General features: G+C 59.1%; 14 protein-coding genes. 13 read left to right on the top strand and 1 reads right to left on the bottom strand.

The window, feature by feature from the left end; genetic code table 11:
* Positions 1-2 precede the first annotated feature (2 nt).
* The 13 genes from CBB62_09100 to CBB62_09040 all read left to right on the top strand — a co-directional run bounded on the left by CBB62_09100 (position 3) and on the right by CBB62_09040 (position 13350).
* On the top strand, positions 3-1757 hold the full coding sequence (locus tag CBB62_09100) for an arginine--tRNA ligase (protein ID OUT42418.1): 1755 nt from the start codon (positions 3-5) through the stop codon (positions 1755-1757).
* Positions 1757-3526 (top strand): hypothetical protein, encoded by a 1770-nt coding sequence (locus CBB62_09095; GenBank protein ID OUT42417.1) that lies wholly within the window; start codon positions 1757-1759, stop codon positions 3524-3526. Before CBB62_09100 ends, CBB62_09095 begins: the two co-directional genes overlap by 1 nt.
* 56 nt (positions 3527-3582) lie before the next feature.
* Entirely contained in the window at positions 3583-4671 is a 1089-nt protein-coding gene (locus CBB62_09090; protein ID OUT42416.1) for a hypothetical protein, read from the top strand.
* Between the two features lie 69 nt (positions 4672-4740).
* Positions 4741-5601 carry a hypothetical protein gene (locus tag CBB62_09085; protein ID OUT42415.1) on the top strand — a complete coding sequence of 287 codons (861 nt, stop codon included), beginning with the start codon at positions 4741-4743 and terminating at the stop codon, positions 5599-5601.
* Positions 5602-5618: 17 nt separating this feature from the next.
* Positions 5619-6386 (top strand): SMC-Scp complex subunit ScpB, encoded by a 768-nt coding sequence (locus CBB62_09080; GenBank protein ID OUT42414.1) that lies wholly within the window; start codon positions 5619-5621, stop codon positions 6384-6386.
* A complete protein-coding gene (locus tag CBB62_09075; GenBank protein ID OUT42413.1) occupies positions 6383-7453 on the top strand; it encodes a hypothetical protein in 1071 nt (356 codons plus the stop codon). Before CBB62_09080 ends, CBB62_09075 begins: the two co-directional genes overlap by 4 nt.
* Positions 7454-7589: 136 nt before the next feature.
* On the top strand, positions 7590-7838 hold the full coding sequence (locus CBB62_09070; protein OUT42412.1) for a twin-arginine translocase TatA/TatE family subunit: 249 nt from the start codon (positions 7590-7592) through the stop codon (positions 7836-7838).
* Between the two features lie 54 nt (positions 7839-7892).
* Complete coding sequence (locus tag CBB62_09065; protein ID OUT42411.1) at positions 7893-8300, top strand: twin-arginine translocase subunit TatB; 408 nt, start codon at positions 7893-7895, stop codon at positions 8298-8300.
* On the top strand, positions 8297-9145 hold the full coding sequence (locus tag CBB62_09060) for a twin-arginine translocase subunit TatC (GenBank protein ID OUT42410.1): 849 nt from the start codon (positions 8297-8299) through the stop codon (positions 9143-9145). Before CBB62_09065 ends, CBB62_09060 begins: the two co-directional genes overlap by 4 nt.
* Before the next feature lie 133 nt (positions 9146-9278).
* Positions 9279-10553, top strand: coding sequence for a serine--tRNA ligase (locus CBB62_09055; GenBank protein ID OUT42409.1), 1275 nt, complete (start codon positions 9279-9281; stop codon positions 10551-10553).
* A 52-nt stretch (positions 10554-10605) separates the two neighbouring features.
* Positions 10606-11421, top strand: a complete 816-nt coding sequence (locus CBB62_09050) for a 5'/3'-nucleotidase SurE (protein OUT42408.1) — start codon at positions 10606-10608, stop codon at positions 11419-11421.
* The gene (locus tag CBB62_09045) at positions 11418-12101 is read left to right on the top strand and encodes a protein-L-isoaspartate O-methyltransferase (protein OUT42407.1); all 684 of its coding nucleotides are present in this window, start codon (positions 11418-11420) and stop codon (positions 12099-12101) included. The genes CBB62_09050 and CBB62_09045 overlap by 4 nt, the downstream gene beginning before the upstream one ends.
* Positions 12079-13350, top strand: coding sequence for a hypothetical protein (locus CBB62_09040; GenBank protein ID OUT42406.1), 1272 nt, complete (start codon positions 12079-12081; stop codon positions 13348-13350). Before CBB62_09045 ends, CBB62_09040 begins: the two co-directional genes overlap by 23 nt.
* Positions 13351-13364: 14 nt before the next feature.
* Here CBB62_09040 and CBB62_09035 read toward each other — a convergent pair whose 3' ends face one another.
* Positions 13365-14249: an AAA family ATPase gene (locus CBB62_09035; protein OUT42405.1), complete on the bottom strand. Its 885-nt coding sequence runs from the start codon at positions 14247-14249 to the stop codon at positions 13365-13367.
* Between the last annotated feature and the right edge of the window lie 46 nt (positions 14250-14295).

Below are 14295 nucleotides of genomic sequence, written 5' to 3'. Positions count from 1 at the left end.
TTATGACCAATATATTCCGGAATGTTGAAGCGCAGCTGAAAGCCACGCTCGAGAGCCTGTCAGAAGAAGGGCTGTTGCCCGCCGGTCTCGATCTCGGGCGTATGACGGTCGAGCCGCCGCGCGATCCGAGCCACGGCGATGTTTCAACCAACGCTGCCATGCTGCTGGCGAAACAGGCCAAGAAGAACCCGCGCGAGATTGCAACGCTGCTGGTTGAGCGGCTTGGTGCCAGCGATGCCGTGTCCGAGGCCAGTGTTGCAGGTCCCGGTTTCGTCAACCTGCGGCTGCCCGATGACGTCTGGGCGAAACAGGTGCGGGCGATCCTCGAAAATGGTGAGGATTTTGGTAACAGCGATCTGCTGAACGGCCAGAACATCAATGTGGAATACGTCTCTGCCAACCCGACCGGACCGCTGCACGCGGCCCATGCCCGTGGTGCGGTTGTCGGTGATGCGCTCGCCACCCTGCTGGACAAGGCGGGGGCCGAGGTCACCAAGGAATATTACATCAACGATGCCGGCAATCAGGTCGAGATTCTGGGCCGTTCTACCTATCTGCGCTATCAGGAAGCGCTCGGTCACGAGATCGGCGAGATACCATCCGGCATGTATCCGGGCGAGTACCTGAAGGATGTGGGCGAGGCGCTGGCCAAACGTGATGGAGACAAGTGGCTGGGTGCTGATGAGGCCGACTGGCTGCCCGCGATGCGTGACTTCGCCATTGATTTCCTGATGGCGGAAATCCGCGAAGACCTTAAATCCCTTGGCGTCGATCAATCGGTGTTCAGTTCTGAACGGGCACTGGTGACCGAAGGTGCGGTCCAGCGGGCCTTTGATGCGCTGGTTGCTGGCGGGCATATCTATGAGGGCATTCTGGAGCCGCCGAAGGGCAAAACCCCCGATGACTGGGAGCCGCGTGAGCAGACCCTGTTCAAGGCCACCGAGTTTGGTGACGATGTGGACCGCCCGTTGAAGAAGTCGGATGGCGGCTGGACCTATTTCGCCTCCGATATCGCCTATCACTATGACAAGCTGCAACGCGGCTGCGACCAGCAGATTGATGTCTGGGGCGCCGATCATGGCGGTTACGTCAAGCGGATGCAGGCGGCGATTCAGGCGATTTCCGGCGGCAAGGTCAGCTTTGATGTCATTCTCTGCCAGATCGTCCATATGTTCGATAACGGCAAGCCGGTACGCATGTCGAAACGGGCCGGAACCTTCGTTACCCTCCGTGATCTGCTCGATGAACTCGGGCCTGATGTGGTGCGGTTTGCCATGCTGACCCGTCGCCATGACCAGCAACTCGACTTCGATTACGCAAGGGTCAAGGAGCAGTCGCGGGACAACCCGGTCTTCTATGTCCACTACGCTCATGCCCGCTGTCATTCGGTCAAGCGGATGGCGGCCGAGGCGCTGCCTGCGGCATCGCTGGCGACAGAATCGATATTGAATAGCGATTTGAGCCGGTTATCGAGTGATGCTGAAATGTCGCTTATCAAGCTGCTGGCGGCCTGGCCAAGGCTGGTTGAGCAGGCAGCCGTGGCACGTGAGCCGCACAGGGTGGCGTTTTACCTGTATGATCTGGCTTCTGCGTTCCACAGCTTGTGGACGGCAGGGAAAGACGATGCCACCCTGAGGTTTATTGTTGCTGATGATGAACCCCTGACACTGGCGCGTCTGGCGCTGGTTGAGGCTGTAGCGATCGTTATTCGATCCGGTCTTGCCGTGATGGGGGTTAAACCTGTTGAGGAGATGTGATGAACCGCTACATCTCAGACCATGATCTGGATGCGCTCGCCCATGCTGATGGGCTTGAGGCATTCGGGGACTTCAATGGTCCGGAAGATGAGTATGAGGCCCCGGCGATTGACCCGAAATGGATCATCGCAGCGGCTGTTGGCGGTCTGCTCCTCGTGGCGATCCTCTGGTACAGCTACAGCCAGATCGGCGGGCGGGGTAACGTTCCCCTGATCACGGCCAGCGGCGATCCGATCAAGATACGCCCGACCAATCCCGGCGGTCTCGAAATACCGTTTCAGGATATGGCGCTCTATGACCGGATACAGCCGGGTCAGGAACCGGTACTGCCGACCCTGACACCGCCATCGGAACTGCCGCAGATGACACTCGAGCCGGAACCCATCCCGGTGGAAACAGAACCCGATGTGGTTGTCGACCTTGTCGAGCCGGATGCAACGCAGAGTACTGATGACCAGACGGCAGCCATAACTGTAGAGGCGCTTGAGCCGGTAGCCGAACAGCTTGCAGTGCCGGAAACGCCAGAGCCGGTTGCAACCATTCCGCCAAGGACCGTTGCGTCGGGTGAGGGGGAAAGCCTGTTTGCGAGGCCAGCTGCGCCTATCCAGCAACCCTCCCAGCAAGCAGCACCCAGACAATCTGCACCCGCGCAACCGGTTCAAACCGCTTCGGTTGATGATGTCAGCCATTCCGTCTGGCCACCAATTCCGCAGCGCCATCCAGAGCGTGATTTGCTGACCCCGGTTCAGCAATCGGCCCAGCAATCGGGTGGGACATATATTCAGGCACCGAATGCAGCGGGTGAGCAGCGGCTTATCCATCGCGGCACCATTGCATCTTCTGAAGTGCCGCTGACAGCAGCGCAGGGTGGGCTTCGTCCCGGTGGCGCGCTTGGTCTGACCGATGAGAGCGGCACGCTGGTTTACCGCAACAGCCTGCGCCAGAATGCCGATCCGGTCATGCCATCAGGCCCGGTCGAGGGCGATGTGGAGCTAGTACTGCAGCGCCCGGCGGGAACCACCCCGAACGAACCGGCGCGGGCACCGATCACCACAACCCCGGTACAGGCCAACCGCTCAGCCGACGGCACCATTGAAATCCGCTCGCCGAACCGTTTGCCACCGGTCACGATCAGTTCTGATCAGCCACAGCAACCACCCGTTGAGCAAGCACCGGCGCAAAGTCCTGCCACACAACAGGATGCCCCGCGTCTGATACCGCTGCCACCGGAGCGTCCGGTCGGGCCAGCCAGCGGCGGTCAGGTTGCCAGTGTGCCGGAGCAGCAACCGGTACCACAGACAGCACATAGCTTGAATGAAATCAATAATTTGCCAGCTTCTGCTCGCGCACCGGCACCGGTGTCGACCGGTATTGTTCGCGGTTCGGTCGTAAACCAGCGGGCACCGGTTGCGGTTCCGGCAGTACCTGCCCAGCAAGCTGCTCCACAACAACAGCCACAGCAGCAGGCAACAAGTGTCAGCAGCGTGCCGCCATCGGTACAGCCAGCGCCACCGCCTGCTGGGGATGGCTGGCGGATACAGCTGGCCTCTGTGGGCAGTCAGGAAGCGGCAATCCGTGAATGGCGGCGGTTCCAGAATGCCAATCAGGATCTGCTCGGCAATCTCGATCTCAAGGTTCAGCGCGCTGATCTCGGCGCACGCGGTATCTACTATCGGGTTCAGGCCGGTGTGCTGTCGCGGGATGATGCCTCTGCGGTTTGCGGTCAGCTGAAATCTCGAGGTACCGATTGTCTTATAACGCGCGATTAGGTCTTTTTCCGGCATGGGCGATTGGCGTCGCCTCATGCCCTTCTTACAGGTAACCCATGTCCCGACCGACAGCTGTCACATTTGGCGTTGCAGGCCATGAGATCACCGATCAGGAACGTGATCTTATAAAACAGATTCAGCCATTTGGCTTTATTCTGTTCAGGCGGAATTGCGGCCAGCCGAAACAGGTGCGGGCACTCATCGCTGACCTGAAATCCTGTGTCGAGCACGACCCGCCAATCATGATTGATCAGGAAGGCGGGCGGGTGAACCGTCTGCCATCGCCACCTTGGCCACCATTTCCGGCACCGGGTGCACTCTCCATCATTGAGGAAGCGGAAATCGGCACGCTCGATGATGCGGTTTACTGGCATGCCCGCCTGACTGGTGAGGTACTCAGAAACATCAATGTCAGCGTGAATTGCGCACCAATGCTTGATATCCCCGCCGAGGGCAGTGACGATGGTGTGCTCGGTGACCGCACGATCAGCCGGGATGTGGATGTGGTAGAGACTGCCGGGCTGCATTATGTCCGCGGCCTGCGCGAAGCCGGCATCGTGCCGGTGATCAAGCATCTGCCGGGTCATGGCCGGGCAACCGTTGACAGCCATGCTGCCCTGCCGGTGATTGATGCCGATATCGAGGTGCTTGAAGCATCCGACTTCCGACCTTTCGCGGCTGCCTCGCTGCTCTATGGTGACCGGGTGCTGGGCATGACCGGGCATCTGCTTTTGCCGCAGATTGATGACAAGCCGGTGACCCTGTCGGCCAAGATTATTCAGGATGTGATTCGGGACAAAATCGGTTTTGCCGGGCATCTGATGGCCGATGATATCGAGATGGGCGCACTTTCCGGCTATTCCGGCAATGCCATCGGGGATCGGGCAAAACATGCGATTGAGGCAGGATGTGACAGCGTTCTGTTCTGTGCGCCGAAGCCTGATTTATGGATGGAAGTGGCTGATGCAGCGGGAGAAATCAGCGAAAGCGGTTGGGCAAGCTGGCAGAATGCCGCCGGATCGAGCAAGGCTGCGGCCACGCCGATGGACCATGAGAGCTTCCTCTCTCATCATCGTCGCTGGTTGACCCCGGCCTTGGTCGCCCTGTCTAATCAACGTAAGCAGCACGACCCGACCGCTGGCTGAGGCCGGTCTGTCCTGTTGCTCCCGGCAAGTGGAGAGGCCGGTAACCGTTGATGAGGGACAGGTTTTGGCATGAGTGCCAGATTTGATGCAGATGGACGCCCCGATCTGCCCGCCAATGATGGCGGGTTCGATAAGCCCGTACGTTCGGAAGATCAGCTGATCATCGATCTCGACGGGTTTGAGGGGCCGATTGACCTGATGCTCGCACTCGCGCGGGACAAGAAGCTCGACATTACCGGTATCTCGATGGTCAAGCTGGCCGATCAGTATCTGGCCTTTGTCGAACGCGCCCGCGAGCTTCGGCTCGAACTGGCCGCCGATTATCTGGTCATGGCCGCCTGGCTGGCATTTCTGAAATCCCGATTGCTGCTGCCACCGGAAGAGGAAGAGGGCGGTGACGAGCCGACCGGTGAGGAACTGGCCGCCGCGCTCGCCTTCCAACTGCAACGTCTTGAGGCCATGCAGAAGGCGGCATTGCAACTGGCCGACCGTCCACGGCTGAATTACGAGCGCCAGATCAGGGGCGCTGCGGAAGGGCTGAAAACCGTCAGCAATCCGCTCTATGATGTTACGCTGTATGATATTTTGACCGCCTATGGCGAAATCCAGCAGCGTCAAAAAACACAAATCTACCGCCCGCAAATGGCAAAGCTGTTCTCGATCGAGGAAGCGCTCACGAGATTACGCCAAAGCCTCGGCGTGTCACCCGGCTGGGTAACGCTGCAATCGCTGCTCCCGGCATCCCTCGGCACCGGTCTGACCCGCCGGTCGGCGATTGCCTCGACCTTTCTGGCATCGCTCGAACTGGCCAAGGGCGGTTCGATCGAGGTGCGGCAGGATGTGCCCTTCGCGCCGATCCAGCTGCGTTGGCTGGGTGAGGGCGATGCCCGTGCTGCTGCAGCAGCCAAAAACCAACAGCAACCCGTTTGAGTATAAGGGATTATTCAATGTCAGATGATAACGATACTGTCGTCCTTGATGCTGATGAAGCCCAGAGCGCATTGGACAATGCGGGCCTGCGTCGTCTGGTTGAGGCATTGCTGTTTGCTGCGACCGAGCCGGTACCGATGGGAATTCTGCGTGAGCGTCTGCCCGCCGGGACTGATCTGGGCGCAATCCTTGAAGACCTGCAGACCCTGTATCAGGGGCGTGGCATCAGTCTGGAGCGCCACGGTGATGCCTGGGCGTTCCGTACCGCCTCCGATCTGGCTCCGATCCTGACCCAGCAGGTCGACCAGCCGAAGAAGCTGACCCGGGCAACGCTCGAGACATTGGCGATCATTGCCTATCACCAGCCGGTGACCCGTGGCGAGATTGAAACCATTCGTGGTGTAGCTGTATCGCGCGGTGCCCTTGATACCCTGCTGGAGCAGGGCTGGGTCAAGCCTGGTCGTCGGCGGGAAAGCCCCGGCAGACCGGTGACCTGGGTGACAACACCGGCCTTTCTCGATCACTTTGATCTCAACAATATCAATGATCTACCGGGTATTGATGAACTGAAAGCCGCGGGTCTGCTCGATGCTCGACCCGCCGTTGCTGCATTGGCCGATCGCTGGCCGGATCAGATGGCGCTTGAGGAACAGGCAGACGCTGATGAGGATGAGGACGAAATAGAGCTTGATATCGGCGCCCAGCTTGACGATCTAAGTGGCGACGATGAAGCAGGATTACTGGCAGCGGATGACGAAGACGCTGTGGAAGAAGAAAACGTGTGACGACCGAGGCAGACAGCCAGCGCGGACAGATTGAGCTCACCTCGATCTGTTTCAATTACGAAACCGCTCCGACACTCGAAAATATCGATATTTCAATACCCAAGGGAGAAATCCTGAGCGTTGTTGGGCCGTCCGGCTGTGGCAAATCCACGATGCTGCGCCTGATCGCCGGGTTGTTGCGACCGAGCCGGGGCAACATCCATATTGCCGGGCGACTGGTCGCCGGTGAGCGCGCCGAGTTTGTCCCGGCGGAAAAGCGCGGCGTCGGACTGGTGTTTCAGGATTATGCCCTGTTTCCGCATCTGACAGCGCGCAAGAATGTCGGCTTCGGCCTGCAGAAACTGCCGCGTGCCGAACGGGAAAAGCGCATTGCCCATATGCTGGAGCTGGTCGGGCTGGCCGATCTGGCGGATCGCTATCCCCATGAATTGTCCGGTGGCCAGCAGCAACGGGTCGCTCTGGCCCGGGCACTGGCCCCGGAACCGGCAGTCCTGCTGCTGGATGAGCCATTTTCCGGGCTGGATGCCCAGACGCGCAATCAGGTCCGTGCTGAGGTGGTCTCGGTGATCAAGGAAACCGGCACCACTGCGCTGATGGTGACCCATGATCCCGATGAGGCGATTGCGGTCGGCGATCGGATAGCCGTGCTCGATCACGGGCGGCTGGTACAGATCGGTACGCCGGAGCAGATTTATCACCAGCCGATCAACACATTTGTTGCCGGATTATTCGGTGATATCAACTGTCTGGCGGTTATTCCCAATCAGGGTAAGGCATCGGTTCTGGAACATCTGCACCTGCCGGTTGATGTGCCTGATACCGGCCACACCATCGCGCTCGTGCGCCCGGAACGTATCCGCATTGCCCATGGCAAAGATGATGCGACCGTGGTTAAGGTGGAGACCAGCGGCGGTTACTGGACCGTGACGGTTGAAACCAGATCGGCGGCCGGGGCAACCATGGAGTTGCGGGCACGGGTTCTGAGTGATGCGGCATTACGCATCCAGCCGGGTGACCCGGTATCACTGGTCATCGCGCCGGAAGACATCCATATGGTTGTTCAGTAACCGGTGGGACAATCGGCTGCAGGCGTGATCAATTTCCCGTAAAACGCCTTGGAACTGGTGACAGTTTTCTGCCATAGTCCGCCTTCATAATCATAACGTCGCGCAGATACGCAAAACATTAGTGGAATAGGAACTCATGGGTACATTCAGCATCTGGCATTGGGCTATCGTACTGGTGGTGGTCGTGTTGCTGTTTGGCGGCGGCGGCAAAATCCCACGTATCATGGGTGATCTCGCCAAGGGTATCCGCTCGTTCAAATCCGGTCTGAAAGAAGATGACGACCAGAAACCGGCCGAGCCGAAAACCATTGATGCTACATCCGAACCCGTTGCCACCGAGGCACCGGCTGAAACCAAGCGCGAAAACGAAACCGTTAGCGGCTGATTGACTGCCTGACGGCGGTTATCGCTTCATTCTCGAACTGACAGGACGCGCCCCGTGTTCGATCTCGGCTGGTCGGAGCTTTTCATTATTGGCTTGATCACTCTTTTGGTCGTTGGTCCGAAAGAGCTGCCACGGGTGTTGCGTACAATCAGTCAGGTACTGGCCAAGCTGCGCGGTCTGGCGCGTGAATTCCAGACCAGTGTTGATGAGATGGTGCGTGAAACCGAAATTGAGGACCTCAAGAAGGAAATCAATGCCTTGCGGGATCAGGCTGATATCCGCAAGCAGGTCGGCAGCATCATGGATGAGGCCGAACGCGACCTGAACAAGCCGTCAAAACCGGAAACCGGGCAGGGCGCAGATACGGCACCTGCCACGGTCAAGGCGCAACAGGCGGCACCTGAACTCCCGGAAAAGGCTGACGAGCCGGTGGTCAACTCTGCCAGGGCGGATACGCCATGAGTGAGACACTGGATAAGGCAACAGAAGACAAGGCCAAACCCGAGACAGAAGCCGACGCAGGCGCCGACCGGGATGATGAGGATGAGTTGGACGATAAAATGTCCCTCGTCGAGCATCTGGCCGAACTCAGAACTCGCCTGTTCTACAGCGTGATTGCGCTGGTCGTCTGCTTTTTCGCCTGCTTCTATTTCGCCAGCGAGATATTCAATTTTCTGGTCGCACCCTTGGCCCATCTCTGGGAAGGGCAGGAACAGCGCCGCCTGATCTACACCGCGTTGCACGAGAAGTTCTTTACCGAGATCAAGGTGGCCTTCTTCGCCGCCGGGTGTCTGTCATTTCCGATTATTGCTAGCCAGATCTGGCTGTTCATCGCGCCGGGGCTGTACAAGAATGAAAAGCGCGCGTTTCTCCCATTCCTGCTGGCAACGCCGTTCCTGTTCATCGCCGGTGCCGCCAGCGTCTATTACGGTGTCATGCCGGTTGCCTGGAAGTTCTTTGCCGGATTTGAGCAGGCAGGTGGTGCCGAACAGCTGTCCATCGTACTCGAGCCAAAGGTGAATGAGTATCTCTCGCTGGTCATGCAACTGATCTTTGCCTTCGGTATTGCGTTCCAGTTGCCGGTTCTGCTCGTCCTGCTGGTCAAGGTCGGAATTATCGACAGCGCATGGCTGAAGGCCCGCAGACGCTATGCCATCGTAATCGCCTTCGTTGCCGCCGCCGTCATGACTCCGCCGGATCCGTTAAGCCAGATCGGCCTCGCGGTACCGATTATCCTGCTCTACGAGATATCGATCTGGCTCGGCGTGCTGGTTGAGCGCAAGCGCGAAACCCCACTGGACGCATAAGCCGCCGTTGCGCCCATGCACGGTTCTCGCCTATGTGTTTGTCCGGCGCTTGCAAACCGGTTGGTTCGTGACCGGTGCTCGCCTATAACATCCCGCATTCACTTTATCTGACCCTTGGACTCCCGGTTTTCCCATGCTTGATCTCAAACTCATTCGCGATGAGCCCGACACCGTTGATGCTGCCCTGAAACGCCGCGGACTGGATGCTGTTTCCGCGAATGTGCTGTCGTTGGACAGTGAGCGGCGCGATCTTCAGACCCGCATGCAGGACCTGCAGCAGCAGCGCAATCAGGCATCCAAGGCAATCGGTGATGCCAAGCGCAAGGGCGAGGACGCCAGCGAAGCCATGGCTGCCGTTGCCAAAATCAAGGACGACATTCAACGGCTGACCGAGAATGAAGAAGCGGTTGGCGAGCGTCTGAAAGCCATTCTCGAGACCCTGCCGAACCTGCCAGCGACAGACGTACCGGATGGTGCCGATGAGAGCGAGAACCTCGAGGTCAAGCGTATCGGCGAGCCGCGGCGTGATAATGACCTCAAGGACCATGTGGATATCGGTGAGGCGCTGGGCCAGATCGATTTCAGTGCTGCTGCCGATCTCTCCGGCTCACGCTTTGTGCTGCTGCGTGGTGATCTGGCGCGGCTGGAGCGGGCACTGGGGCAGTTCATGCTCGACCTGCACAGCACCGAGCATGGCTATCAGGAAACCGCACCGCCGTTTCTGGTGCGCAGTGACGCTCTCTATGGCACCGGCCAACTGCCGAAATTTGCCGAAGATCTGTTCCATACGACCAGTGATCACTGGCTGATTCCGACGGCGGAAGTGCCGCTGACCAATCTGGTGGCCGACAAGATTCTGGAAGAGGTGGAGCTGCCATACCGCTTCACCGCGCTGACCCCGTGTTTCCGCTCCGAGGCCGGTTCTGCCGGGCGTGACACCCGTGGCATGCTGCGTCAACACCAGTTCGCCAAGGTTGAGATGGTCAGCATTACCACGCCAGAACAGAGTGTGGATGAGCATGAGCGCATGACCCAATGCGCCGAAACCGTTCTGCAGCGTCTCGAGTTACCTTATCGGGTGGTGTCGCTCTGCACCGGTGATCTCGGCTTTGCCGCGCGCAAGACCTATGACCTTGAGGTCTGGTTGCCCGGACAGAACACCTATCGCGAGATTTCCAGCTGCTCGAATTGCGGTGACTTCCAGGCCCTGCGCATGAAGGCGCGCTATCGCCCCGAAGGCAGCAAGAGCACGCGGCCTGTACACACCCTGAACGGGTCCGGCGTTGCCGTGGGACGGGCACTGATCGCGGTGATCGAGAACCACCAGCAGGCGGATGGTCGGGTGGCGATACCGGATGTGCTGCGGCCATATATGGGCGGCAAAACCCATATCGAGCCACTGAAGTAAGCGCGAACAGCTAAAACAAGCAGGTACCACCACACGGGAAGCGAGATCATTCATGTCCATGCCAGATGCCAGCAAGCGCCGTATTCTGATTACCAATGACGATGGTATAGAGGCGGAGGGTTTGCGGGTTCTGGCGCGGATTGCCGATACTCTGTCCCGTGATGTCTGGACCTGCGCGCCGATCAACGAGGCGTCGGGTGTCGGCCATGCCATTACCCTGCATCGCCCGTTACGCATTCGCAAGCTGGGTGACCAGACCTTCACGGTGGATGGCACGCCAACCGATTGTGTCCTTTTGGCGATCAATGACCTGATCCATGACCGGAAACCCGATCTGGTATTGAGTGGCATCAATCATGGGGCCAATATTGGCGATGATGTGACCTATTCAGGCACAATCGGGGCAACCATGGAGGCAACCTTGCTCGGCATACCGGCAATAGCACTGAGCCTGGAACAGGGCGAGGCGGAAGCCCATTGGTCGAGTGTTGAGGCCCATGCGCCAGCGATCATTGAGAAACTGCTCGGTCAGGCATGGCCGAAGGAAACCCTGTTCAACCTGAATTTTCCCGATCTGCCAGCCGAACAGGTCAAGGGCATCCGCGTCCTGCGCCATGGCACCCGCAAGATCGGTGACGAGATTACCCATCACCGTGACCCGCGTGGCCGCAGCTATACCTGGATCGGTCCGGCCCGCCGCCATGCGGTACAGCCCGACGGCAATACCGATGTGACCGCGATTGCCGAGGGCTATATCACCATCACGCCGCTGCATCTGGACCTGACCAATTACGCGGCGCTTGATGAGCTCCAGCAATCCTTCGCCGGTGCCGATGTTGCCGGCAAGGCCGATATGGTGCGCCCATGATCGAAGAGGCACGCAAGATCCGCCTGATCATGGGGCTGCGCCGGGCAGGGGTAACCGAAACCCATGTGCTGTCCGCGATTGAGCGTGTGCCGCGTGAGGCCTTCCTGCCGCCGCTGTTTCATGATCAGGCCTATGATGATGTGGCACTGCCCATCGGGCTCGGCCAAACCATCAGCATGCCCAGCGTTGTCGGCTACATGACTCAGCAACTGGAACTGCATGACCGGCACAAGGTGTTGGAGATTGGCACCGGTTCCGGCTATCAGACCGCGATCCTCGCGCGCCTGTGTCGGCGTATCTATACCATCGAGATTCACAAGGAACTGCTGCGTGAGGCCGAACAGAGATTCAACCAATTGCGGCTCTATAACATCGTCACCCATTGTGCCGATGGCGGGCAGGGCTGGGCAGCGCAGGCACCATTTGATCGCATCATTATGACCTGTGCCGCGATGACAGAACCACCGCGTAACCTGTTGAACCAGTTAGCGGTTGGCGGGATCATTATCCTGCCACTCACCGATCCTGATGGTCAGCAGATCCTCTACAAGCTGCGGCGGACCGAAGACGATTATGAGGGTGAGCAGCTTTGGCCGGTGAAGTTCGTGCCACTACTGCCAAAACCGGCCACCCACAACTCCACCTCCATGCCTGTAAGTGAAGAGCGGTGCCGTGCCTGATCCAACCGGCAGAAAACTGTTTGTTCCGTTTGCGGTATTATCCGCTCTGATGATCACCACCGCCTGTGCCGAGCGTAATGGCGAACCGGCACCGGTGTTGCTGGCCGGGCTACTGGAAAATCCCGGTGCGGGCGTGGTAAATGTCGGGCCGGGCGATACGGTTTACGAGATTGCCAAACGCTACCGTCTGCCCATGGCGGATGTTATTGAATTCAACAGGTTGCAGCCGCCTTTTACACTTAAGATCGGCCAGCGCATCCAGTTGCCGCCACCACGGGAATATACGGTTCAGCCGGGCGACAGCCTCTATACCGTGTCACGGGCCTTTGCCGTTGATTCACGCCAGATCGCAACTCTGAACGGGCTGCAGCCACCTTACGAGTTGAGCCCGAACCAGAGCCTGCGCCTGCCATCGCCAACCCAGACTGCTGAACTGTCCGAGCCGACGACAGTGGTAGTTGATGAACAACCGGTTATGGTTGCCCCGGTCGATGACCGTACGATTTACCGTGACGGCGTGCGTCCGGCACCATTGCCGGAGCGCAAGCCCGGCACAGCTGTATCCACGCAAGTCATGACTACACCGGTTCCCGCACCGCGTAATACGGTTGCTGATAGTGCACCGGCAATAACACCGGGGCAACCGGGCATTCCTGTACCGGTTGAGAAGCCGCTTTCGGCACCTGTGGCTACCGCTGCCCTGACCCCACCACCGGCACCGCCGATGCCTGCCGTTACAGCACCTGCGCCGAGGGTAGCGGTCGCACCGCCGCCGCCACAACGGGTTGAGCCAGCACCGGCTCCAGCCGTACGAGCGCCGCAGAAGGCCGTCAATCAGGCACCGCCGCCACGCACCGGTTCATTCTCTTGGCCGTTGCTCGGGCGTCTGGTTTCCGGTTACGGGCCGAAATCGGGCGGGCTGCATAATGACGGCATCAATATCGCGGCACCCAAGGGCGCACCAGTACGGGCTGCCGAGCGCGGCATTGTCGCCTATGCGGGCAATGAGTTGCGCGGGTTTGGCAATCTGCTGCTGATCCGTCACTCCGATGGCTGGATGACCGCTTATGCCCATCTGGATCGGTTGCTGATCGGGCGCGGTGAGACTGTTGATGCCGGGGCGACGATCGGTACGGTCGGCAACTCCGGCAGCGTCGACAGCCCGCAACTGCATTTTGAGATCCGGCGCGGCTCACGGGCATTGGACCCGATGCTGTATCTGCCGCGCCAGACCAGCAGTGCCAACTGAACAGTTGCTGCCAACTAGCCTGTTTTAATGGTTTTTCCGTATTCCCCGGCGAGGTGCTGGATGAATTGCCAGGCAACCCGGCCAGAGCGTGCGCCACGGGTGATCGACCATTCCTGCGCTTTGGCAAACAGCTGCTCGTCATCGATGAAGATGCCAAACTCGTCGGCATAGCCCCTGACCATGCTGCGATAGGTTTCCTGATCGCAGCCGTGAAAGCCGAGCCAGAGCCCGAAGCGATCGGAGAGGGATACGCTCTCATCCACCGCTTCACCGGGATTAATGGCCGAGGATGATTCATTCTCGATCATGTCGCGCGGCATCAGATGGCGGCGGTTGGAGGTGGCATAGAACAGAACATTATCCGGGCGTCCCTCGATACCGCCTTCAAGAATCGCCTTCAGGCTTTTGTAACTGCTCTCGGATTTTTCAAAGCTGAGATCGTCACAATAGACAAGACAGCGACGTGATGCGTTGCGGATACGGTTCAGCAGCTGGGGCAGGCTTGCGAGATCCTCGCGGTTGATCTCGATCAGTGCCAGCGTGTCCTTGCCATCTTTATCCGCATTGATTTCGGCGTGGATCGCCTTCACCAGTGAGCTTTTCCCCATCCCACGGGCACCCCAAAGCAGGGCGTTATTGGCGGGCAGGCCATCGGCAAAACAGCGGGTATTCTCATGCAGTATGTTGTGCTGCCGCTCGATACCACGCAGCAAATGCGCAGAAATCCGGGATACCTGCGCCACCGGCTGCAGGCTCTGGCTTGCTGCCTGCCAGAGGAAGGCGTCGCTGTCTGACATATCGTCGATTGAGACCGATTGTGCCTGATCGGGGGCCATACGCTCGAGCGCATCGGCGATGCGGCATAATGGAGCAAGAAGGTCGGATAGGCTGTCAGTCATGGGATTTATGCTTTTGCGTGAGGGGCATAGATTGGATTTCAACCGG

Origin of the sequence: Micavibrio sp. TMED2 (assembly GCA_002168225.1) — a bacterium.
Lineage (GTDB): Bacteria > Pseudomonadota > Alphaproteobacteria > TMED2 > TMED2 > TMED2.
Note: the sequence above shows the minus strand (reverse complement) of the source record. Positions and strands in the feature narration are given on the sequence as shown.